This window comes from Sphingobacterium sp. B29 (assembly GCF_001952815.1).
GTDB classification, from domain to species: Bacteria; Bacteroidota; Bacteroidia; order Sphingobacteriales; family Sphingobacteriaceae; genus Sphingobacterium; species Sphingobacterium siyangense.
In genome coordinates, this window is record NZ_CP019158.1 from 4,972,796 (window position 1) to 4,996,090 (window position 23,295).

Sequence of the window (23,295 nt, forward strand, 5' to 3'; positions counted from 1 at the left end):
AGCATTCCCGCGCTTGCATTCCTCTTTTTATTCCTTTTTCTAAGATGGAAATTTACGCGATATTTAGTAACTGTATTCTATTCCTCTTTATACGGAGCGATGGCCTACTATATTGGGAGGCAGCTCCAAGATGACGGCATTTCAGCACGGGTTATATTAGCTTTTACAGCTTATTTCCTGAGTTTGGGATTTCATCAAACGAAGTATAGATCGCTAAAAACTAAATTATCAATGAAGATTGTAGTCTATGAAAATTAATATGCGATCCATTATTTTTATTACCGGATCCATCCTCTTTACCTATTGGATGTATTTACTCGCCGTAAGAGATAGTAAATATATAAAGGATAATTACAGTCCCAATGCCGAAGTAATTTCAACAATACCCGTGTATAAAAGGCCAAAAATAAACAGTCATATCATCGACACGCTTCACAGTGGAGTGAAACTAACTGTAAGAAATGCTAATCAAGATTTTTATCGGATTATTTTCGCAGAAGAATATAATAATTTAAAGGGTAGCTATATCCCTAAAAAAGGATTAGAGATTTTCTCTGATACTGAACTCTAAATTTCATTTGGTGCATATCAATAATATTGCCGCGGTTTAACCATATTCGTTTTATAGAATGGGTGCTGGTATATTGTAATATCCACTAATAATAGCTACGATTACTAATGTAGTTTTATAAATTAGAGACAATGAAACTGGGGTGCAATCTGATTTCCTTTTTTACCTGATTTGGCATATCTTTATACTTGTAATTCCGCAGTACCATTTTTCTTTTTTGAATTTCACATAATTTTATTGAATAAGTAATGAAAGTAACAAATACCGACAATTCTGAGCATTATATTTGGGGAGAAAATTGTGATGGGTGGCATTTATTAAAGTCTGATTCTTTAAGTGTGATTCAAGAGAAAATGTCGCCAGGAACAAAAGAAAGTTTACATTTTCATAGTAAGGCACAGCAATTTTTTTACATATTAAAGGGTACAGCAACTTTCGAAGTAGATAACGAATTATATGTTGTTGAAGAAAACAATGGTTTTCATATCCAAGCAAGTCAGAAACACAGAATTTTCAATAGAACTAATCAAGATTTAGAATTTCTTGTTATTTCACAGCCGAAATCTCATGGAGATCGAATTAATTTGTAATCTTTCATTAAAAATAAAGTTCGTTTTGGCCTGCTAAACTCTATTTATTTTCAACACTATTAAGTTGCTCAACACAAAAGAATCTTGATTAGTGGGTTGATATAGACCAGAACAACTGCAGCAGCTATAGCCAGCGAGGTAAAGGTTATACGGATGAGGATATATCTCCTTTAATAAAAGGTAAAGTAATACCGATAAATTAAACTTCACAATAACAGTGAAGCATACAACAGGAAAATGGGAATATAAATTCGACCAGAAGATTAGTTTCGAACGAAAACTTTCAATCAAGGCATCCTTAAGTTCGCAACAGACAATTAATGCCTATATCTTAAAAAACAAAGAAGCGGTATTTGGTGATGTCGGCTACAATCAAACAACAATTACCTACGACACCCAAAATGCAAGAGGATCGGCAGTCTACGGTTCATACAAAAATACAGACACGGGAAACGGTGGAAATACTGGTGGCAGCACCAAACCTACATCCTCCATTTGCGGTGCTAAAAACAAATCGGGCGGTTACTGCAAACGTGTCGTTGTAGGTGGTGGAAGATGCTGGCAGCATCGGTAGCAACTGAAACCGAAACCATTTTATTTAAAAAATATTTTGCTGGAATAATATCAACACTTTAGTGTAGTATTTATCGTATTTTAATATTTTAACCTATTATTTATTAACTTCACACTACACTAACAAAACAAATAACACCTTAATTTAATGAAGAGAATTTTATTACTTTTTACAATTTTTATTTTTATTGGAGGATGTAAAGATCAATATGAGATTAACCCCAAAGATCCGATTAAAGAGAAAATTGATTTATTGCGGGCCGACTTTCAAAAACAAACCAATTACAATCAGACAGATTCTAATTTTTTGATAGCCAATTTGAAGACTTCCATTAATTGGGAAAATAACAAAATAGTCTCCGACGACACTATCTATGTTAAGGTAAATTTATTTGATCAAGTTCAATTGCTTTCAACTGATTCCTCTAAAGTTGCCGTCGAAAATTTAGTATGGATAAAAGCTATAAAAACCAAAGATAAATGGAACTATATTTTAATAACCTTTATCCCAGAAAACACCAAACAAGGTTACACTGGAACAATTATCTCAAAATCTATCCTAACAGGGAGACAATCAACAATCTATTATAAAGAGGGGCACAAGATTCAACGCGAGGTGATAAACATCAAAATTGCGAATGGTAAAAAAAGTACAACTGAAAGAAAGTGTGTATACGGCTATGTGAATGGTATATTAAATTATGTAAACTGTGAACCTCAAAGAACAGGGACGGATGATCCTGACCAAGGAGGTGGCCCTATAGATTATGAAACTTTAGATCCTTTTGGTGATGATGGAAGCGGTGCAGGTGGTAGTGGGACATCTGGAGAGGGAGACGCAGAAGCTGCTGTAAATGATTTTAATGAAAGAATTGATGACTCAAATCTTCCTGACTGTATGAAAAATGTTCTAGAAAGACTACAAATGCTTAAAGGCAATACAGTTGCAGATATCATAAGAAAATTTTCTGGAGAACTTCCTGGATACAATCTTAGATTAGGAATGAAAGAGAATAATAATCCAATGCAAGTTGCCGGGACGAATTCTGAAATCACAAATGGTTTTGCACTAATAGAATTTAATAGTAATTTACTAACTACTCAAAATGTTACAGATTTAGCGTTTGCGACAACTGTTCTTCATGAATCAATTCATGCATACCTCTTTGCGCTCTATAAGAGTGATCCGAGCGCTGCGTCTTTGACATATCCAGAATTATTCGAGAAATATTCAAAAAAGAAAGCTTTGGACAATAATTTGCAACACGAAACGATAGCAAGAGATTTTGTTGCGGATCTCGCTCGATCTATCAAAAATTACGGTGAATTAAAAGGTTACACAATAGACAAACAGGTATATGATGATTTAGCATGGAAAGGTCTAACAGAAACTTCTTCGTTTAAAAAGCTTTCGGACAATGATAAATCAAGAATTATAGACAGAATAATGGCAGAACAATATGATAGTAGAAAAGACAATGGTATTAAACAAAAAGGTTCACGTTTGGGGTGTTAAACTTCTTCTTTTGCTAACACTCTTTAGCTGTTCCACAAAGAAGAATTATAACGACTGGGTTGATATAGACCAAAACAACTGCAGCAGCTATAGCCAACGAGGTAAAGGTTATACAGATGATGAGATATCGCCTTTAATAAAAGGCAAAGTGAGCATGTGCCATAATCATGAAAATGTTCCTTCTGCTAGAGTTTTCTTTCTTAGTTCAGAGAGTGATACAATTGGTACAGCCATCACAGATAAAAATGGAGAATTTTCGCTAACGATCCCATCCGAGGGATTGCTCCATGGAAAAATTATTGTAGATACATTTGGAACGGGGATGACTATCGAACATGTTTACATTGCGCCAAATTTTAAAACTTACGCCTTAGACATAAAATTACCAAGGCAGCCCATGTATATTAATGAAATAGGTTCAAAAAAGGATCAGAAAAAGCTGAGGAAAGAAGTTGAAAAAGCAAATAGAAAACATAAATAGATGTAGCAATGAGGTTTGGGGCTTTAAAATTTCACTATATTTTTTGATCTTTTGTTTCTCATCCTGCGCTATCATCATACCCAAAACAGAAAACAATAAAGTATTGGGCGGGTACGAAGCTTCAAGCTATTTAGACGAGAACGATTCGCAAGACTCGGTAACGATTTCAGGCATTATCACTGAAGCTAAGACAAAAAGGAAGGTACCCAATGCAGAGATACGATTTTTAGACTCGGAAGGAAATACGCTCAAAAAAGTATCTTCAGACGCAGATGGCTCATTCAATACAAAACTCGCAAAACTCACAAAGTTTGGAAGTATGGAAATTGATGGAAATAGTGCTGGTTTTCTCACTATAGCAAACATAGACTTTGGTATTTTTGTCAATAATACCAGAATAAAAGCGAGATTATTCAAGTACGATTATTGTGCAACGGAGTTAGAATTTTACAAGAAAGAAAATCGAGACCAGCTAAAGCGAGAGATAGAAGAAATGAAAAAACAAAAGAGGTAACAGCATCGTACCACAAAGTATATTAATTATAGAAATGTGGAGTTCGAAAGGACTTCACATTTTTTATTTGTCCATTTTTGTCATTGCGATATTCAGCAACGGATACTTCAGCGTATCTAAAATTCGGTAGGCCTTATGATCAGAACCAAATTTCATCCATTGGCTATCTTCCCGCCTAAGCTGAAGAAAACGAGTTTCAAAAACTGAAGCTGTGATCTCGTTGCTTAAAAAACCACGTATAAGATCAAGGTATTTCTGGAAATTGGTATCTTACGGATTTTTTGAACTCATCGTCATATCGATTAATAAAATTAGACAGTTCTCATAAGAGGTGTTATCCTAAAAATATCGGTTTCGTTATACAAAGACCAATAATTTATCAACTCCACAAAATGTATCCTATCCTTTGCTAACATCGCCTTAATGGCATCCCATCTGCAATCTATCTGTACGTTGTTCTCATTTAGAAAATCATCATAAGAAGCAATAATCAGGAACATTAAAGCCACCCTTTCCTCAAAAGCTAAATCATATTGATGATAAAAATCAATAAATTCATTGATGCGATTGGAATCTGCCATCTCAATATCCCAGTCCTGCTCCGTACCTGTATAAGGCAACGACAACTTCTTACTTAGTGTTGCGACTGTTTCTTTTTTGAGTATCATTTACATCTTTCAAGTGCCAACTTCAAGTATTTACCTGTAGCAAGAACATCAAAATTTATTCAAGAAGTTCTTTACCTTATCAGGAGCTGGAGAATTATTATAATCTTCTATATCAGTATAGGCCTTACCTAAAAGCTGCCCTAAGCGTTTTATTAAATCGGGGTTTTCAGAAAAATCTAATTTGCCTAAAAAACTTAGATAAATGGCATTTTGAACCCGCTTATCAACTAAAGGCAAATTCTTTGTTAAAAAATCTACCATAGCATCAAATTTATCTCCGTCGTTTTTAGCTATCACGCCCTGCATAAACCGTTTCAAACATCCCATTTGAAAGGTAATAGACGCCCTGTAATCTTCATCTAAAAACTCCTCTTCCAAATTCGGAAACAACTCGATCAACTCTTTAACAAATAAATCTTGGTCTTTCATAATTATTATTTTGGAGCACCTTTTTTATTCCTTTCTCCCTCAGGTCGAAAGGTCTTGAATACTACGATGAAATTAGCGTTTAATGTGATCCCTATACTCTTCTTGAATTATTCCCGCGGGAACATATTTATCAGAAGATGCTTTATAGGTAAATCTGGCAAATTCTAACGCATCAGCAATTGAAGGGAAAATATTAATTACACCAAAAGGCTCATCAGAATCAACCAATGAAAACGCATAGATGTCCATGAAATCTTCATTTCCCTCATCAAAGGATTCAAAATAGACCACCGAAAAGCTTTTATCTTTTTCCCTATCAATCCTTAACCATTTAAGAATTATATAATCATCTTCCTGGTCATCACCTAACCACTGCTCTACAGATTTTCCCAGTTTCAGCCTTGTTCTGATTTGATCGTCTGTTAAATACTGTATCATAAATAAAAACCTGATGCATGAATTTAGTAAATTGTACTATGGAAAGGAAATCATTTTGGCATCATGTTTTAAACCATTTGATAGATTTATGAAAGTATGCTTTTTAATACCATTTTTATTTTTCATCATAGCATGCCAAAGCAATGATCAAAAACAGGTACCAGTCAAAATCCAAAAACAAGCATTTGATTATGCAATTGTTGAAGATGATTATGCTGAAATTTTGGATGCTATAATTGCCTATAACTCCATTTCAAATGAAGTAGCTAAAACTAATAAACCAATGGCCTATATTCACCAATGGTTCATCAAGGACTCGCTATATAATGCCTACGACAAAAACTTTATGCCTGACGGTCTGAGGATCCAAAAATTGCTGGGCTTAGTAGGCCATAGCCTGCAAGACTCTACAGGCTATCTCAATCAGGTAAAAGGAAGGGACACTGTATTTATTCCACTACAAATCAAAAAGAAATATAACGTTGCATACCATAAAAAAACAGAAACGAAGGAGCAATTTCTGTCAAGCTATACATTTCACTTGCCTATCATGTCGCATGATCACAAAAAAGCATTTGTATCGTTAGACTACGTATGCGGAGCACTTTGCGGTCAGGGTTATGATTTTGTCCTGGTAAAAATTAATGGAAAATGGAAGGTGATAAAACGCGACTATACCTGGATATCTTAAGCGATTAAGTAAAAACCTCACACCTAAGTCACTGAATACAAACAAGCAATAAAGAAAGCAAACTATAAGGGATGTCCTATCATCGATACGCTTCATAGAGGAGTGAAGCTAAATATAAGAAACGCTAATAAAGATTTTTATCGGATTATTTTTCGCAGAAGAATACAATAATTTAAAGGGTAGCTATATTCTAAAAAAGTATTGTAGATTTCCTCTGATACTGAACTCCAAATTTATTTGGTGAATGAATTTCAACTTCTAGAAGATTACCTATACTTACTTTTGAAGTTTAATTGGAACTTACAGAGTACACTAAGCTACGATCTGCAAATTTTATTCTTCACTGCAATCCAAGTAATCAATTTCATCGTAAATGATCATATAAAGCTTTTAAATAACAGATAAAAAATAAAGATCATGAAAATTAAATCAATCTTATGGGCGGCTGCCTCTGCAGCATTATTATTGGGAAGCACTTACATGGGCCAGGCTCAAACAAAGGAAAAAACTGTTATGGTAGGTGGTGCACCGATGTATCCTTCCAAAAACATTATTGAGAATGCAGTCAATTCTAAAGATCACACGACTCTGGTCGCTGCAGTAAAAGCTGCTGGCCTTGTAGAAATCTTACAGGGACCTGGTCCTTTTACTGTTTTGGCTCCTACCAATAACGCTTTTGCTAAAGTCCCCAAAGAGGCCCTAAATAACTTAATGCTTCCAGAAAACAAGGCTCAATTAACATCAATATTGACCTACCACGTGATTCCTGGAAAATGGAGTGCCGCGCAGATCACCAAAGCGATTAAGGATGGTAAAGGAACCTATGTAACCAAATCAGTCCAAGGTGGCAACCTTACTTTTTGGATGAAAGGGAACGATGTATATGTAAAAGACGCAAAAGGTAATAGCGCAAAAGTAACAGTTGCGGACGTCAATCAATCCAATGGAGTTATTCATGTGATAGATGCTGTATTGATGCCCTAAATATTGTTGCCATAAAATCAACTATCTATTGGCAGCATACATTCAATGATGTTTTCTTATTACATCAAAGTGGTGTCGATAATGATAAAACGGGCAATATTAACATTGCTCGTTTTATTTTTTCCATCCATCCAATCCGTTTACAATAAGTAATTTGTTCATTAAACTTAGTATACTTTATTTTTCTCCAGCCAAAATAACGCTTTTTAATTTTGATTGGAATACCAATATATGTTTTGAAGGCTGTTTTTAGATGTTTTCGAAAAGTGAAATTCTGTTTGTGCCGTTTTCAGAAATTTCTTCAGATTACTGCCCTTAATGTCATCATATTTGTTTTTATATTCGACATCGTTTAAATAAATATCTTTCCCAACTGTCAAACAGAACCTGAAATATATCTTTGAGGTTTTTAAGGTAGCTGATTCGGTTTCATAATTGTAAGCATAAAATCCATAAATATTATTTTTTAAGAACCTCTTCGGAGCTCCATTTCCTTTTTGTACATACATAAAATCTCCATCAAACCAAATTGTCATACGCAGGGAGAGCGCTTTTAAAATAATATAACATGTACCAAAGTAGATGAGCATGAAAAACATCATGAGCGAAAGATGGAATATTGCCTTAAAAAAAATATAGTATAAAATACTATAGCATATCAAGCAGGGAATAATAATGAAAAGGCTCCAACTTGTGGGATAAGGTAAAACCTGGTTGAACGTAAATACATTATTTTTAGCCATCACTAAAGGTACAATATATTTTTTTCCATTTATCTGCATCTAGAAGCAAACTATTTTTCAGGAAAATAAACATCATAATAATCACTAGCTTTTAATAACTGACTTACTGGAATTCTCCAGCGATCTTGAAATGGTATCATAATTAAATTTAAATCCTTTTTTTCTAATTTTTTCGGCACTTATACGAGAACCATTTAATAGCATAGCAGCCATATCACCATACAATAGTTTAATAACGAAACCAGGTATATTTGGCAAAACGCTACTCCTACCAAATGACCTAAGCAATACATACGCAAAATCGTTCATTGTGATATGTTGAGGAGCAACGGCATTATACACACCCCGAATATCCGTCCGATCAAGAATAAATTCGTACATGCGCACTACATCATGTATGTCTATCCATGGGATATATTGCTTTCCATCACCTAAAGAAACATTGATACCAAGTTTTGCCAAAGGAGCAAGCTTGGCGTACATCCCGCCATTTCTACCTAAAATAATACCTTTTCGTAAAATAACGGTTTTGACACCCAAGCTTTCAAACTGCCATGCGGCCTTTTCCCATACCTCACAAGTATGAGCCAAAAAGTCATTTCCACTAATAGAATCTTCAGAAAGGATGGTATCTGAAGTATATGCTCCATAATAACCTACTGCAGATGATGAAATGATTTTATCAATATTAAGCTCGTGGCGTTTGACGTATTCAAATAGTAAATTCAATGATAATACACGACTTTCGATAAGCTCAAGGCGACGTGAGGAAGTCCATCGACCTGCACTTATATTTTCACCAGTGAGGTTAATAATGGTATCGACTCCATCGAAGGCATTGATATCTATGAAGCTTTTTTTCAGATCCCACTCAAAATATTTTACGCCACTTGCAGATTGGTCTTTAAGTGTCCGCGTAAGGAGGTGTAACTCATAACCAATTTTCTTAAGGTGTGCAGCAAGATACCCACCTACAAAACCAGTCCCCCCGGCAATTAAAATCTTTTTCATATATAAGCTTTCTTAATCTTTTCTACAACATCGTGAAGCGGAATGCTGCGCTGTTTTATAAATAAGCAATTTTGTAACGCAAATAGCTCTTTAGGGCAACAAGCGCTTTATGGGTGTTCGGTATGCGAATCCTATGTTCTAAAATTTCTTTTGAAGATTTTTTACGGATCTTCGCGAAAAGTGAAAGGTAATATTTGTAGGCAAGATAAACCCCAAACTTTGCTGAAGCTGGGAGTTTTTTGATTCCCAAAAGCGCCTCCTTAAATTCTGTATGAATTTCATTTTCGATCTGACTTTTGACCGTATTATCAAAGACTGTCATATCCAGATTGGGGAAGTAGGTTCTTCCAAGCGTATGGTAATCCTGTTTGAGATCCCGTAAAAAATTTATTTTCTGAAACGCTGATCCCAATTTCATTGCAAAAGGCTTGAGCTCCTCGTACAGCTTTCGATCTCCCTCTGTAAATACTTGTAAGCACATAAGTCCTACCACCTCTGCTGAACCATAAATATATTCCTTATAACTTTCGGAATTGTAGTCAACCTTATTCAGATCCATCTCCATGCTATGAAGAAACTGGCTGATCAGCTCGACGTCGATCTTATACCTGTGCACAGTTTCTTGGAAGGACTGCAAAATTGGATTTAAAGAAATCCTTTCTTCTAAAGCACAGTTGGTATCTAGATACAATTGTCCCAAAAGACGCTTTCTATCATATCCATGGAAGCTATCAACAATTTCATCAGCAAGTCGCACATAGCCATAAATTGCATAGATACTATTACGAATACAGGGTTTTAGCGCCAAAATACCGAGCGAAAAACTTGTGCTATATTTTTCGGTCGTTCTTTTGCTTACTTCATATGCTAGTTCATCAAATAGTCTCTTCATAGGCCTATAGATTATCTTCCGATTCTACGTTTATTTCATTTTACTTAGCTCCCTCTGTATGTTGCATATCCGAATGGGCTAACAGTGATCGGAACATGATAATGCTTATCGTCTTTGATTTCAAAAACGACTTCGATAAATGGGTAAAATGTTTCGATTTTTTGATTAAGAAAATAGCTTTCCGTATAAAACTTGAGTTTATATACTCCTTTATTGTCTACTTTACCAGTTTCCAGGAAAGTACCGATGCGACCACTGTTATCCGTTTTTTCACTTGCCACAGTAACCCATTGCTTGTTTGGCATCAATTTCTCCAAATCAACTTTAACATCCGGAGCAGGATTTCCCTTTGAAATATCCAGAATGTGACTTGATAATTGATATTTACTTTTCTGGCTATATGCCGTCAATCCAAACAGCATACATAACAACATGATCATGTACTTTTTTTTACTCATCATTGCTATATTCATCTTTGTTTCGTTAAATAATTCATTTAATTATGATCAGCTTTTTTCAATTTTTTCTGCTTTATTCATTAGCTTGATCACTGGCAACACTATAATTTTCTCCTCAAATTAGTTTTCAAATGCACACTTATGATGGTCTAAAAGATAAAAAAGTATATATTTATACCATTAATATCCTAAATTTGTTTTAATACACCTGATTTTTAGTATAAAATTAAACCAAATAATATATATATCCAAGTCCGTCTCATTCTAATTTCTCCATATATTCCTGCGTTTTAAACAAATATGTCCCTGAAGATGCTACTGAAAAATAGCCTAAGGCCCCATTAGATATATTTGAGCTTGGATTTCCTGGAGCTGCCCCGCCAGGATTTGCAGATTGAAACTCATTCCAAAATTTGTAAACACTGGCATCAATACAGTACCGAATTATCCTCACTTCGTCATTCAGCTCCAAATCTATTGTACGATCAGAGATTTCATGCGTAACATATTTTCCATCGTTGAACTTATCGTTATATGTTGAAGCAAACCGTATAGGAGAATTATTGATAGCGATTTCGTACAGATAATAATTGTTTACTTGTGCCGGATCGTAAAATTTAAAGGTTGGATAGTAACGCTCTTCTGTAAAGATTTTTTCTTTTGAGATTCCTAGGGAATCAACGGCCACGTAGGTAGGCATAGTTACCGAAGACCGATAATATTCTCCTTCTAATTCTATTTCAAGGCTATATCTTGTTCCTGGACGGACGCGGAAGTTTTGGGCACGATAGTAACCATCGCGCTCATAAAAAAAAAGCTATTTCCTCATTCGCAGAAGACCGCACCACCACCGATGCACCGGAAATAGGGTCGCTCTTTCTATCTATACCGAAAGCGACAGTTTTAGTAACCCTAATGAGCTGATCTACGTTTAAATCATTTAAATTGGCTTCAATCACAATGCGCGCTTCGCTATTTTCCAGCTCTAGATCGATCACTTTTTCACAGGCGGAAAATAAAACAGTCAGAAGCGCCAATATTGTAAGTAGGTTTCTTTTCATAATATTAAAACTTAAAATTCCAGGTAACTGATGGTATAATACCAAATAATGCAATCTGATAGGCTTCTGTTATATTGGGATTGTCTTCATTTTCCCTAAAGTCCACAATATAGGCATTGCGTCGGTTGTAGGCATTATATAGCCCAAATGTCCAGCTGGAAGTAAAACGTTTGTTTGATTTTTGAGGTTCATACGTTGCAGACAGATCCAAACGATGGTAAATTGGCGATCTATGGCTATTTCGCTGAGTATAATAAAATAATGTGGTATTGTTTAAGTCATATTTCCCTGCTGGATAAGTAACTGCATTACCACTGTTGAAAATAAAATTTGCCCCCAAAGACCATTTATCCGACAACTTATACATGGTCACCAAGGAAAGATCATGGGTACGATCCTGCCGGGCATTAAACCAGGCTCCCTGGTTAATTCCATTAAACTTTCGCTCACTCTTCGATAAAGTGTAACCTATCCATCCACTTAGTTTCCCACTATTTTTCCGTAGCAATAATTCAAGACCATATGCACGACCCTTACCAAAAAGAAGTTCTCCTTCAAGCAATTCGTTAGCCTGGAGATCAGCGCCGGTGCGAAAGTCGATCTGATTGGCCATGGCCTTATAATAGGATTCCACTGAAAATTCATAAGCGCTACCGTTGAAATTTCGAAAGTATCCGAAAGCAATCTGATCAGCGAGCTGCGGTTTGATATTCAAGCTGCTCAACACATACTGATCTGTAGGAAGCGCCGAAGTGGAATTGGTTAATTGATGCAGATTCTGCGCCATCCGATTATAGGAAAGTTTAATACTGCTCAGGGAATTTAAAAGTAGGCTTGCAGATAGCCTGGGTTCCAGATTGATGTAATGCTTCGCTACCGTTCCCTTTCCAAAATACTGTTCGTCAATAACATCTCTGTCGTCATCAAAACGATAGAAAGTACCTGGCCCCATCACCATAAAATCCGACAATCGGAAACCATACAGTAAGGAAAGGCGATCGTTGGCTTTCCATTCATGAGAAAAATAAGCGCTTACATCCCAGCCCTTACGCTTTTCAATGCTAATCGAATTGACATTGGCATCTTTGTCAGCAGCTAAACTTGCAGGTCGAATATTTTGGTTCAGCGCATTTGCGCCAAATCGGATTGTGGACCTATTGGATGGGTAAAAAGAAAAATCCTGTTTGAGATTCCAATTCCCAATTTTGGAAGCGATATCAAAGTCACCGCTATTACCATTGACGCCAACATTGTAATTAAAATCACTGTAAATTAAGGAGGTATTACTAAACAAGCGATCATTGAAAATATGATTCCACCGCACAGTAGCTGTTGTATTTCCCCAGTTAAAACCAAATTTATCTGAAAAACCCAGTTCATCCTTTCCAAAGTAACCCGAAAGGAAGACTTTATTTCGTTCGTCAATCTTATAGTTTAGTTTAGCATTTAAATCATAAAAATATAATTTACTCTGCTTCACATCCTGATCATTTGAAAGTTTGAGAAAAAGGTCCGCATATGTACGCCGGCCACTGAGCATGAATGATCCGCGATCATCAGGCAAAGGTGCCGATACCTTTAGGCGCGATGCAATAAGACCAACACCGCCTTCAGCAGAAAACTCTTTCTGATTTCCATCCACCATCGTAATATCCAAAACGGAAGATATTCGTCCGCCATATTGGCTTGGTATCCCACCTTTGTACAGCTGCACGTCTTTAACCGCATCAGAATTGAAGGTGGAAAAAAAACCTAAAAGATGAGCGGCATTATAAACAATTGCTTCATCCAACAAAATCAGATTCTGATCTCCCCCTCCACCACGAACAAAAAAATTTGTGCTTCCCTCGCCTCCACTCTGCACACCGGGCAGCAGCTGTATCGTCTTGAGCAGATCTTTCTCGCCAAATAGTACAGGTACGTTTTTTATCTCTTCCATACTAAATTTGAATGATCCCATCTGTGGACTACGCACATTTTTATTGCGTTGAACGCCCGATACAACAACCTCTTGCAATGCATTCTGGTTAGGTATGAGCTCGATATCAATCTTTAATGATTCATTTAAGGAGATTGCTTTTGTCTGAGTTTCGTACCCCACATAACTGAAGGTCACGATCCGCTCTCCTGCTTCGAGTACTAGGGAATAGAACCCATACTTGTTTGTTGACGTTGCTCGTTCTGTATCCTTTTCCGAAACAACTGCACCGATTAGAGTCTCACCTGTATTTGCATCTTTCACAATGCCAGAGAGTACTTTCTTTTGGGCGAAACCAGATAAAGCACTTAGCATAATGAGTGTAGTTAAAATGAAATTTTTGTCAAACATACAGCTACCTTTAAAAATTCAAAATCAAATATAGTTTATTTATACTCTAATTTAGTATTAAATAATACTACTTTTTTAAAAATAATAAAGACATGACCGAATTGTAGTACAAAAACGACGAAATATTTTCTATGCACGCTATTTCATATCAAAATCATACAATTGATATTCAGCATTATAGATAAATGAATACAGAATAATTTTTAAAATAGAGATAGGTTAAACTTATCTCAATCCTTTTTGAGATATTGTTCAAGATGGGTCACATCTTTCATATCAATCAGGGTATGGTGATGGTGATCGAGCTTAGCAAGTAATATTATTAATAAATCGCGTTCTTCGTTTGAAAGGTTGCCGATCAGGATATTACCTACCGTTTTCATGTTAGGCAGCACCTTAAACAGTTCAGCACGGCCAGCATTGGAAATACAGATTGGTTTGGCTCTTTTATCGGAGACTTTGGGTGCTTCTTCGATTAAACCAAGTCGCATTAATCGACGGATGACTTCTGTACCAGAAGCTTTTTCGACAGCATTTTTCCTAATCAGTTCTGTCTGAAGTAGCTTATCATAAGAGAATAACACCATTAGAAAGGTAAAATCTTCCGGAGTCTGCAGATGGGTTCCTTCGAATGCCAACTTTATGTAATGTTTCGCATAACGATTCATCATTAAAAGAAGTTTACCCAAATCTTCTGCCGGGACATCTCTTTCTGTGACAATAGCATGCTCTCCCCCAACTTTACGTGTCTGGGTCATCCCAATTGAATTTTTGAGATACATGTATTTTAAAAAATCAGTAAGCGTACCATTCACCGATTCATTGGTACAGTAATCCTCTAGCTCTTCAGCTATTTCGATCAAAAGATCTTTTCTTATCATCACAACTTTCTCTGCTATACAAATGAAAGATTTTTATTGCGAAAAAAAAAGTAAAAGGTTTTTGTATCAGTTTCTATTTGAACGACTGATTATTAAAATTAATCACTTTGATCTTATAAACAGCCTAAAATTTTGAAGGCGTTTCTATATATATCATTATTGTTACTTATCATCCACTTTCTTTTCGCCAATCACTATATCACCGAGAATGGATCTTAAATACCCTTCAAAAGCTATACTCAATCCTTCAATAATAATTTTATCGTGTGAATTGATATCGCCAATTATTTTCTTATCATCATAAGCATCACCAACAATTGCCAAAACACAACGCCCGCTGTGTTTTGAAAAAAGCCCAACTCCTATTATTTCTTCACCAAATTTCACAAACCAGGTTTCTTCCTTATGGTCTTCCGTCGTATTTGGTATGTGTATAGCCTGCTGCAGGTCTTCACACTTAATGATATCAAAATTCATTTGCTTTTTTTATGTTCCATTTATTGGACAGCGTCCAATAGCATATTGTTTTTAGAAATAATGCCTGAAAAAAGAAAGGTTATATAAGCGGTAACCGGGAGTTACCGAAAAATCGGTGATCAGTTTACAATCCAAAAGATTTGTGTATCTGCGCAAAGATACATTTTGTCTTTGTACCATAAAATGATACCCATGATGTCGTTGAAACAAAAACTTTGTTGACTGTAAAAATATTATCTTCCATTTTTTCCTGTACATAAAAAACAACTTCATCTGGATAGAAATAGTTAGTATTCCCGCTCTTGCAATCCTCTTCTTATTCCTTTTCTAAGATGAAATTTACACGATATTTAATAACTGTTTTCTATTCCTTTTTATACTGAGGGATGGACTACTATATTGGGATGCAGCTCCAAGATGACGGCATTTCAGCACTGGTTATAAACTATTGTAAGATAATTGCCTGGTAGAAAAACACGAGAATTTCAATATTGAAATAAAATTATCCAGGACATCAGTATAGGCGATTATCTATAGAAAACCTCGCATATTCCTACTGGATGATTTCTAATGCAACTTCAAATTCTTCTTTTGGCTGCTTCAAGTTTTTATGCTACGACATTATTGTTAATGAACTCTATTGATCGTAAGAGCGAACTAACCTCTTATTCTCATTACCGTCATTTGGGGAAGCGTTCTCCCATTTCATTTCCTTCGTATTCAATTTTTTTATCAGATACTGTTCTGTATATATCTTTCGTTCATCGTAGAGCGTCACCAAAGTCTTATCATTACTTATTACATAGGTTCTGTAAATAGCAGTATCTCGATCTGAAAGCGCATCGTAGATATTCTTAATACAGGTCATATCTGAGTTAAATTTGTATGTAACGGAACCATCTACGGTCATTTTAAGATCATCATTTGCCACGGTCCATTTACCGATAAGGTTATCAATGGCTATCTTTTCATCTTTTTTGCAAGAGCTAAGAACGACAATAATGATGGCTGGAAATAGGATTCTGTAATTTCTTTTTATAACTTCTTGATTATTTATTATTGATCATCAACAATACGAGTGAATTCGTTAATCTGCTACAGTAGTACTTAAAATCTCGATCCTGTCCATGCAAATACATTTTACAAGACAACTTGATCCTAATCACTACATATTCCATCATCAAAAGCAGGTCTATAATTTCAATTGGTCTTTTTTTAGTGATAACGAATAGTAGGTTTGTCTTCTGCGACATTATTGGAGATACAGGAGTTAAAAAAAAGCGTCTCGGATCGGTCTTAGCACTAGTTTATTCTTTCACCTGAGATACCCATTTCGGAACATGATCAATTGTCTGTTTAAGGTATAAATTCAATTGTGCAACATGATGCTGAATATGCCGCATATTATACAATAGAATCTCAAGGAAAGAAAAGTTTTTAGATTCGTTGATCCAACGGGCATTCATTCTGCTCGGTGTGAGTCCTTCTATATGCTTTCTAGCTTTCTGTCTACAGTGCTCCAAATACGCAAGAATTTCTGACCTGGTGTATGTCCGGTCCGGTTTTTTGCCCGTCGGATCAAATTCTGAAAATGTAAAAGGTTTTGGTGGCTCAAATTTATTGGGTTCTACAGATAAATAATAATCTGTCCAAAAGAGACAGTGGAAAGACAGGTACCAAAAATCTAATGTAGTGTCCCAATGTTCATCGGGGCACATATGGATCGCGTTTTCGAGCATGTCTAAACTAGCTCCAAACTGGCCCCACAGTACATCTTTTATCATAATCGAATCTTGCATCATTCTTATAATTGCATATCTATAATTAATAATTCCTTCATCCTAAACTCGCTTAACGATAATTTGATGAATAAATATAATTAATGTTCTTCAGCAAACTGTATATCGAACCACCAACGAGATGGAATGCGCAATATATGCAGTTCTATTTCTTACCCTTTGCCGAGTCGATCGAAGAACAAATCTTGGTCTTTCATCACTCCTTGCGGGCAGTACCATTGTTCAATAATTCTCTTTGAATCTTTCATCAGTTTGGCCTTGTATTATATAGCTATTTCAATCTTAATATCAGTGTATCTATTCTAGGTTTCATTTGCACGGTATTAATAATCCTTAGCTCCAGTGATGTATCAGACAACAAATAAGATACTAGTGAATCGTACCTTTCGTAGTTTTCAAGGATATCCTCTTTGTTGTTTTTAAATTTCCTAACTTGAATATAGTCAAGCATTGTAGCATTTGATGGGACATGATACACTCTCAATTTATAATCCTGTTCAGGAACATCAAACTCTACTAGACGTTTTACCTCGCTTTCAAATAGTGAGAATGTTGCCATTTTATAAATGACGAAAGCAGCTGTAACAAGTACAATTGCCCATAAAACAAAACCTAACCTATTTCTTCTTTTCATAATACATGCACCCTGCTTTAATCCATCTTTGATCTCTTGAATCATTTCTATAGGGAGCAACTAAGGTTTTTTGAACAACTACACCGCTATTAACATCCGTTATTACTCTTCTTGTAGATTTTTGCCAACTGTTGAAATCTCACTTTTGATATACTTGGGTTATGTAGTACTAAGATAAAAAATGGAGATGGAAATTATAATTATTGAGCTATTTATTTTGCCTTTTCACATCCTGTTTTGTAAATTCAAAAACCAGTAACGCCATATCATGAAGCTAGTTGTGAAAATATTTCAGGTCTGTATTGTTATATTACTTTTGCTGGGATATCAAAACGAGGCATTGGCAAAAGCTATTGCAATACCACTGGCAACAGATTCATTAATCGTATTGCATTTTCAGACAAATGACTCGCTGGTATACAGTTGGGAGGATTTTGACAATGGGAAATAAACTAATTAAAATAGCGCTGAATAAGTATGGATCAATTAGAATCGATACCATTATGGACATTGGTAGCTAACATCAAACAGGAAATTAGCTATGGTCAAGGGAAACTGCAAACCCGATATGGCACGAAACAGTTTAGCCCGGGGACCAAAGTGTATATTATCGATTGGTATGCTGGGATGTGCCAAGCTATTACCGTAATCGGCTTGTCCAGAGATACGAAAAAATTAATTACCATTGTTATACGGGCCGAATGGATCGAAAACTTCCGGGTCAGGTTATGCTACAATCCTAAAGTTTGTTCAAAAATAAAGACCTACTTTGATAAGGAGGAAACTGGAATGCAGCGGTATACAGAAAAATTTGTAAATGATATGTTTATCGGTATACCACAATGGAATGAACCTATTTAACAGCTACAGTAATAATGTGAGTTACCTTTGCCACATTTGATTATGTCTATGGTCAATTATCGGCCAAGACAGCAGTAAATTACTTTGTACTGAATTTTAGATAATGGTCTTTCATCGGTATCCCATCTGCAGTCCGGAATGCATTCCCTGTAATGATGATCTCATAGGTTTTGTTTGGTTCTAACTCCCAATCTATAAGCACGGATTTCTTATCTGAAGAATAGCGCTGTCCTTTTATCACCGGAAAACTGTCTTTGGAGATTCCCCTAAATGACCGTCCCTGTCCCAATAAGGGCCTGTCGAAATTTATCTTCAGCTCCCTTAAGGTGTTGTTGACATTGGTTTGTCCATCCTGAATTCCCTCAAAAGAAATGATTTTTGGTCTTCTTTCTTCAAAAGCTGCATCTAAAGAAGAAATATCTGCAGCGTAAGATTGATAAGCTTTGGCAAGTACAGGCATATAGCTCTCTAAAGTAGGATATAAGTCTCGCTGACGATCAAAGTGTTCAAGTTCATCAACAAGTTTTTCAATCCAAAGAAATCCCCTATCTAGCTGTTCATTGGTTTCTTTTGAGATTTCTTCGGAGCTGAAATTATGATCTTTTTGATATTTAATAACCGCAGCTCGAACCAATGCCTCGTTCAACATCGTTTGCCAGCTACCGTATGCCTGCCCGTTCATTTTTTCCTTCACGACGCTATATAATTTTTCACCGCTGTCTCTAAAAATTGTCGTGTCTTTTTCCAATAAATAATTAACAAAAGAGTGGTTAAACTCGTGAAGTAATGTAGGGAAATAGCTCTGTAAAGGAAATTCAGCCATGCCAAGACTATCCATACTCCATGTCCCCATAATAGCGTAGACTTCCTTAAGACCCTGTGGATTTTTAATGGCTACCCCATAGTTACCGCCGCCATTCCCCAAACCATTCACAATCAAAAACTTTTCGGATGGTTTCTTACCATAGAATTTAGGGTACCAGTCCAATTCAATATGTTCATAAATTGGAAGAAAGCGCTTTTGTACCTCATTGTACAGTGCCTGGTTATCCTGAAAAAATCCTTTGCTATTACTGTCTTTGTAAAACTTCTTTAACAGTGTTGCGAATTGAAGAGCATTAGCTCTACTCCACCTTTTGTCCAGGGTTTCCTTGATATTTTTTTGCTTAAGATTGAACTTATCATCAAGATGTATAGCCATACTCATCACTGCATCGTACGCTATGCCATTTTCATTTTTAATCTTCTTGACAAAGGTGATCAATTCGTGTTCTTTAAAAGGACCATAGTGTTCATTGATTCGATCAACATAGCGCTTAAAAATACCTGAGCTATACTCTTGATTGCCAGCAAGTCTAAATACAATACTCAGAATCTCAATACGCTCATCAACTTTTGGCTTATCCATAATTTCGTTACGCTGCCCATAGGTAAGCATAAATGATAAACTGAATAGGATAATCAATACATATTTAGAAGTTTTTTCGAACATATTGGAAATAGGTTTTACCATCTTTTATTTATTTTGTACTTGGATGGGGATTCCAAATAGTTTGCCAATAAATTTAACACACTATTTGCCAATACACTACGAGCGAATTCCTTTTTTAATAATGACCGTTATTGAACACTAACCGTTCAATATTGAACAGGCTGCCAGCCATTTTCTATAATCTTATTCACTAATATTAAATTGATCACTTAAGTCTTATAACTGTTTAAAAGCATATTACATTTCTTGTGCAACGTTACCTAAGTTGACAGCTGTAAGAGCAGCTGAAACACCAATGAACAAATTCGATTGTTCTAAGTAATTTCTTATATGCAGAAAGGGACAAGTCAAAGATCATTGGAAAATGGAAGTTAAATGTCTATATTTAATTATGGAGACATCTATGATAGCTATAATATTATACCGTTTAGCAAAACAAATATGAAAAATATTTTTTTCGCTTCCACACTAGCTCTGTCTATACTTTCCTGCAAAAAAAATACGCAACAGAACTCCCCCCTTGTAGAAAATGCAGTGGACAATGCTGAGTCGGCTGCTTCAGGTTCTTTTAAGAGTTATCGAGGAAATAATATAACTGTAGACAATATCTATTCCGAATTGATAAAAGGAGACAAAAACCTTACAGCTCTCAATTCCAGGATTGTGAAAACATTAGAGGAAACAGAAAAAGTTTTAGCTGTTTATAACAATGTACTCGAAACCACTAATTCTTATTATCAGGATGCCAATGAACGAACGAAAGCCATTACAGATTCACTAGTAAAACAACAGGTACAAAAGGAAATTAGTGCCAGTGCTGATCGATACGATCTTAAAGTAAAAAATATAACAGATCATGTCAGTCAAATAACTAAAAATAATGAAAATCTGGTTAGCACCTATACTGCTTTTAAAATCAGAAAAACGCTACCTGAAATTGAAAAATATCAAAATGCGCATCCTCTAGAAACAGATAGCCTGAATACTTTCATTATCAAGCAGAATAAATTGCTGGATGAATTAAAAAAAATTAAATAAATGATAGCAAGAGAAGAAATACTGAGTCAACTTGACCTAGAGGCTAAAAATTATACCTTTCCAATGTTGGATAACGGCTATTACTATCATGGAGATCAAAAATGGTAATTTTTCGAGATGAAAGTCGATGGGCAATATTAATTGAAATTTTTGCGTTTAACAATCACGATTATGATGTCAATGGTTTTACAACAATTGCCTATGTCTATGGCAATTGCCTACTTAACGGTTATGATAATGTCAGTTTCAATTGTTTCGTAAGTGATTCTGATACGGAGTCATTTCTTTATGACGACGAAAATTATATTCCATATTTGGATAGTAATGTTAAAACCATAAAAATTAGAGATCAAATTATTGTGTTAAATACGAATTCCGACTTTTTTAAACAGAAACAAATTGATCTTGAATAGCCGAATAAAATTGCCCCTTGGGATTTAATGAGAAGCTTAGTACCTGAATATTCGGATCATATTTGGCTAACCAATACCGAAATATCGCTGAGCATTCCATCAGATTTACCGATATTCTTAGAGCTGAATGAATGGCTTCATCCTGATTTAGCGGATAATCAACTACCGAGTGAAATGGAAACATTTATTCAGATTGCAGAAGCACTTGCGACTGGCAATAAAGCACTATATAAGCCAACTGTTGCACCAAACACACACTGGAAATATTGGCCTGAGGGTGGAACTTTGTAGTGATCATAAACCTCCATTCCGTAGTTTTTGCTTTATTGCTTATTCTTTTTATAAAAAGCACAGGACATAATCAAACCTCAATAAATACAGTAAAAATAAACAAAAAAAAAAAAAAAAAAACAACTCATTATCAAACACATACAGTAAAACTATTAGAATTTTCACTCCCCCCCTTTTTAATCAACTCCAAAAGTCCATCAAATGATTTCTGTAGGATAAGTAAATTCATTTGCTGTGGATGTAATTTCTGTTCCGAATTCTTATATTTGATAGAGCCCTCTATTTTAAGAAATGAAAAAATGTACCACATTATTACCTTAGTAATTCTGATAGCAACCTCCAGCATCAACTTTGTAAATGCGCAGGTAAATTGCCAACAGCTTCTGAAAAAGAAAATAAGCTTGCACGATTTAGATAGTGGCAAAATTGACCGTATTTTTAAAGATTTTGCACAGTTAAAAGCATGCGGTCTCGACAGCAATGCTCTCGAAATAATCAGCGATCCTCCACTTTTTGCAACCTTAATTATACCGTTCATGGATTATGGCAAGAAAACAAATGTAACTTACCAGCATATCTTTGACAAAATTATAGAATTTCAAAATTCAGACGAGTTTCCTTTCTTAAAACAGTCTCATGATGCATCCAAAGCGCTTAAAAATAAAAACGTAGACCTTAAAAATTGGTCAGAAGATAGCAAGTTGCTCTTGCAAGTACCACTAGATTCTAACGAGATTGAAGACTTTTACAACTACCTAAAGGCCAATCCCTCGAAAGATTACACTTATTTTGATGCCTGGGGAATTTTTAAAAGTCATGCACCGAAACATCAACAAATGAGTAAAGAGACGGGGATGGAAGAAAATAAAAACGATTCGCCACGCAATATTGAAGATGCACTATTCAGGGGGAAGTATAATACGATGACGTTGGCGGAAATTTTTGTGGAAGCTGACAGCCTCAATAGGAATGTTGTCATCTATTTTACGGGCTGGAATCATATAGATAGTAGAAAAATCGAAGTTCCTTTGTTTGACGATAAGCAACTTAATGCAAAACTTCTTCGTGAGTTCTTATTTGTCATTTTGTACAATGATGATAAAACCAGAATGGATGAAATACCAAATCTTAAAAAGGACGAATACAGCACGGGCAATATAACCGTAGGTCAACGTAGCCAAAAAATTCAGCAGCATTATCTGAGCTCCAAAAATATACCTGCATTTATATTATTGGATAGCAAAGGAAAATTAATCAAAACTTTGTCTAAAAATATAAATAAAGAAACCCTCAGAAGTTTTCTAACAAATTAGACAAATAGTGACACATTTAAGCTTTAACGCTAGCTATAGACACTTTGCCACATAGTGTAATCTCGGCATTAAAATCAAAAAGAAAGGCTGTACTCAACTACAGCCTCTCGTTCTAACGAAACATATGCCAACCTAGGTTAGGACTCA

General features: G+C 35.4%; 27 protein-coding genes and 3 pseudogenes. 14 read left to right on the forward strand and 16 right to left on the reverse strand.

Annotated elements, in window-relative coordinates; translation table 11 throughout:
• The first annotated feature begins 247 nt into the window (after positions 1–247).
• The 6 genes from BV902_RS21245 (at position 248) to BV902_RS21270 (ending at position 4,245) form a co-directional block, all read left to right on the forward strand.
• Positions 248–571, forward strand: coding sequence for an SH3 domain-containing protein (locus BV902_RS21245; protein WP_075993657.1), 324 nt, complete (start codon positions 248–250; stop codon positions 569–571).
• Between the two features lie 248 nt (positions 572–819).
• Entirely contained in the window at positions 820–1,161 is a 342-nt protein-coding gene (locus BV902_RS21250; RefSeq protein ID WP_075993658.1) for a cupin domain-containing protein, read from the forward strand.
• A gap of 217 nt (positions 1,162–1,378) precedes the next feature.
• Positions 1,379–1,735, forward strand: coding sequence for a hypothetical protein (locus BV902_RS21255; protein ID WP_075993659.1), 357 nt, complete (start codon positions 1,379–1,381; stop codon positions 1,733–1,735).
• Between the two features lie 147 nt (positions 1,736–1,882).
• Positions 1,883–3,250: a hypothetical protein gene (locus tag BV902_RS21260; RefSeq protein ID WP_075993660.1), complete on the forward strand. Its 1,368-nt coding sequence runs from the start codon at positions 1,883–1,885 to the stop codon at positions 3,248–3,250.
• Positions 3,195–3,731, forward strand: coding sequence for a hypothetical protein (locus BV902_RS21265; protein ID WP_075993661.1), 537 nt, complete (start codon positions 3,195–3,197; stop codon positions 3,729–3,731). Before BV902_RS21260 ends, BV902_RS21265 begins: the two co-directional genes overlap by 56 nt.
• A 43-nt stretch (positions 3,732–3,774) precedes the next feature.
• Complete coding sequence (locus BV902_RS21270; RefSeq protein ID WP_157626169.1) at positions 3,775–4,245, forward strand: carboxypeptidase-like regulatory domain-containing protein; 471 nt, start codon at positions 3,775–3,777, stop codon at positions 4,243–4,245.
• 63 nt (positions 4,246–4,308) lie between these two features.
• On the opposite strand, the pseudogene BV902_RS28765 reads toward BV902_RS21270, so the two are convergent.
• The 4 genes and pseudogenes from BV902_RS28765 to BV902_RS21290 form a co-directional block, all read right to left on the reverse strand.
• A pseudogene (locus BV902_RS28765) lies at positions 4,309–4,488 on the reverse strand (colicin immunity domain-containing protein); the annotation flags it as partial.
• A gap of 68 nt (positions 4,489–4,556) precedes the next feature.
• Entirely contained in the window at positions 4,557–4,913 is a 357-nt protein-coding gene (locus BV902_RS21280) for a hypothetical protein (protein ID WP_075993663.1), read from the reverse strand.
• Between the two features lie 48 nt (positions 4,914–4,961).
• Positions 4,962–5,342, reverse strand: a complete 381-nt coding sequence (locus BV902_RS21285; protein ID WP_075993664.1) for a DUF7674 family protein — start codon at positions 5,340–5,342, stop codon at positions 4,962–4,964.
• A gap of 72 nt (positions 5,343–5,414) precedes the next feature.
• The gene (locus BV902_RS21290; protein ID WP_075993665.1) at positions 5,415–5,780 is read right to left on the reverse strand and encodes a hypothetical protein; all 366 of its coding nucleotides are present in this window, start codon (positions 5,778–5,780) and stop codon (positions 5,415–5,417) included.
• A gap of 13 nt (positions 5,781–5,793) precedes the next feature.
• Here BV902_RS21290 and BV902_RS21295 point away from each other — a divergent pair, with 13 nt between their 5' ends.
• On the forward strand, positions 5,794–6,471 hold the full coding sequence (locus BV902_RS21295; protein ID WP_157626171.1) for a hypothetical protein: 678 nt from the start codon (positions 5,794–5,796) through the stop codon (positions 6,469–6,471).
• A 417-nt stretch (positions 6,472–6,888) separates the two neighbouring features.
• Complete coding sequence (locus tag BV902_RS21300; RefSeq protein ID WP_075993667.1) at positions 6,889–7,455, forward strand: fasciclin domain-containing protein; 567 nt, start codon at positions 6,889–6,891, stop codon at positions 7,453–7,455.
• 827 nt (positions 7,456–8,282) lie between these two features.
• On the opposite strand, the gene BV902_RS21310 is transcribed toward BV902_RS21300, so the two are convergent.
• The 11 genes and pseudogenes from BV902_RS21310 to BV902_RS21355 form a co-directional block, all read right to left on the reverse strand.
• The gene (locus BV902_RS21310) at positions 8,283–9,209 is read right to left on the reverse strand and encodes a TIGR01777 family oxidoreductase (RefSeq protein WP_075993669.1); all 927 of its coding nucleotides are present in this window, start codon (positions 9,207–9,209) and stop codon (positions 8,283–8,285) included.
• Positions 9,210–9,264: 55 nt separating this feature from the next.
• Positions 9,265–10,101 (reverse strand): phytoene/squalene synthase family protein, encoded by an 837-nt coding sequence (locus BV902_RS21315; RefSeq protein ID WP_075993670.1) that lies wholly within the window; start codon positions 10,099–10,101, stop codon positions 9,265–9,267.
• Positions 10,102–10,145: 44 nt separating this feature from the next.
• Complete coding sequence (uraH, locus tag BV902_RS21320; protein WP_237241766.1) at positions 10,146–10,574, reverse strand: hydroxyisourate hydrolase; 429 nt, start codon at positions 10,572–10,574, stop codon at positions 10,146–10,148.
• 244 nt (positions 10,575–10,818) lie between these two features.
• Positions 10,819–11,346: pseudogene (locus BV902_RS27170) on the reverse strand (DUF4249 family protein); the annotation flags it as partial.
• A gap of 16 nt (positions 11,347–11,362) precedes the next feature.
• Entirely contained in the window at positions 11,363–11,620 is a 258-nt protein-coding gene (locus BV902_RS27175; RefSeq protein WP_083663714.1) for a DUF4249 family protein, read from the reverse strand.
• A gap of 4 nt (positions 11,621–11,624) precedes the next feature.
• Positions 11,625–13,913: a TonB-dependent receptor gene (locus tag BV902_RS21330; protein ID WP_237241768.1), complete on the reverse strand. Its 2,289-nt coding sequence runs from the start codon at positions 13,911–13,913 to the stop codon at positions 11,625–11,627.
• 266 nt (positions 13,914–14,179) lie between these two features.
• Positions 14,180–14,830 carry a MarR family winged helix-turn-helix transcriptional regulator gene (locus tag BV902_RS21335; protein ID WP_075993673.1) on the reverse strand — a complete coding sequence of 217 codons (651 nt, stop codon included), beginning with the start codon at positions 14,828–14,830 and terminating at the stop codon, positions 14,180–14,182.
• Between the two features lie 162 nt (positions 14,831–14,992).
• Entirely contained in the window at positions 14,993–15,307 is a 315-nt protein-coding gene (locus BV902_RS21340) for a hypothetical protein (RefSeq protein WP_075993674.1), read from the reverse strand.
• Positions 15,308–15,944: 637 nt separating this feature from the next.
• Positions 15,945–16,238, reverse strand: coding sequence for a hypothetical protein (locus tag BV902_RS21345; RefSeq protein ID WP_083663715.1), 294 nt, complete (start codon positions 16,236–16,238; stop codon positions 15,945–15,947).
• Between the two features lie 376 nt (positions 16,239–16,614).
• Positions 16,615–17,091 (reverse strand): DinB family protein, encoded by a 477-nt coding sequence (locus BV902_RS21350; RefSeq protein WP_237241770.1) that lies wholly within the window; start codon positions 17,089–17,091, stop codon positions 16,615–16,617.
• Between the two features lie 286 nt (positions 17,092–17,377).
• The gene (locus BV902_RS21355; RefSeq protein ID WP_075993676.1) at positions 17,378–17,785 is read right to left on the reverse strand and encodes a hypothetical protein; all 408 of its coding nucleotides are present in this window, start codon (positions 17,783–17,785) and stop codon (positions 17,378–17,380) included.
• 223 nt (positions 17,786–18,008) lie between these two features.
• On the opposite strand from BV902_RS21355, the gene BV902_RS21360 reads away from it, so the two are divergent.
• Together BV902_RS21360 and BV902_RS21365 are read left to right on the forward strand one after the other, a co-directional pair.
• Positions 18,009–18,191 carry a hypothetical protein gene (locus BV902_RS21360; protein ID WP_075993677.1) on the forward strand — a complete coding sequence of 61 codons (183 nt, stop codon included), beginning with the start codon at positions 18,009–18,011 and terminating at the stop codon, positions 18,189–18,191.
• A 26-nt stretch (positions 18,192–18,217) separates the two neighbouring features.
• A complete protein-coding gene (locus BV902_RS21365) occupies positions 18,218–18,601 on the forward strand; it encodes a hypothetical protein (protein ID WP_075993678.1) in 384 nt (127 codons plus the stop codon).
• Positions 18,602–18,680: 79 nt separating this feature from the next.
• Here BV902_RS21365 and BV902_RS21370 read toward each other — a convergent pair whose 3' ends face one another.
• On the reverse strand, positions 18,681–20,114 hold the full coding sequence (locus BV902_RS21370) for a DUF4932 domain-containing protein (RefSeq protein WP_083663716.1): 1,434 nt from the start codon (positions 20,112–20,114) through the stop codon (positions 18,681–18,683).
• 420 nt (positions 20,115–20,534) lie between these two features.
• Between BV902_RS21370 and BV902_RS21375 the strand changes: the two genes are divergently transcribed.
• The 4 genes and pseudogenes from BV902_RS21375 (at position 20,535) to BV902_RS21395 (ending at position 23,148) form a co-directional block, all read left to right on the forward strand.
• Entirely contained in the window at positions 20,535–21,131 is a 597-nt protein-coding gene (locus BV902_RS21375; RefSeq protein WP_075994919.1) for a hypothetical protein, read from the forward strand.
• On the forward strand, positions 21,132–21,239 hold the full coding sequence (locus BV902_RS28770; RefSeq protein WP_420833006.1) for a DUF7003 family protein: 108 nt from the start codon (positions 21,132–21,134) through the stop codon (positions 21,237–21,239).
• A pseudogene (locus tag BV902_RS28775) lies at positions 21,233–21,835 on the forward strand (DUF7003 family protein). The gene BV902_RS28770 and the pseudogene BV902_RS28775 overlap by 7 nt, the downstream one beginning before the upstream one ends.
• Positions 21,835–23,148 (forward strand): hypothetical protein, encoded by a 1,314-nt coding sequence (locus BV902_RS21395; protein ID WP_172840719.1) that lies wholly within the window; start codon positions 21,835–21,837, stop codon positions 23,146–23,148. The pseudogene BV902_RS28775 and the gene BV902_RS21395 overlap by 1 nt, the downstream one beginning before the upstream one ends.
• Positions 23,149–23,295 lie beyond the last annotated feature (147 nt).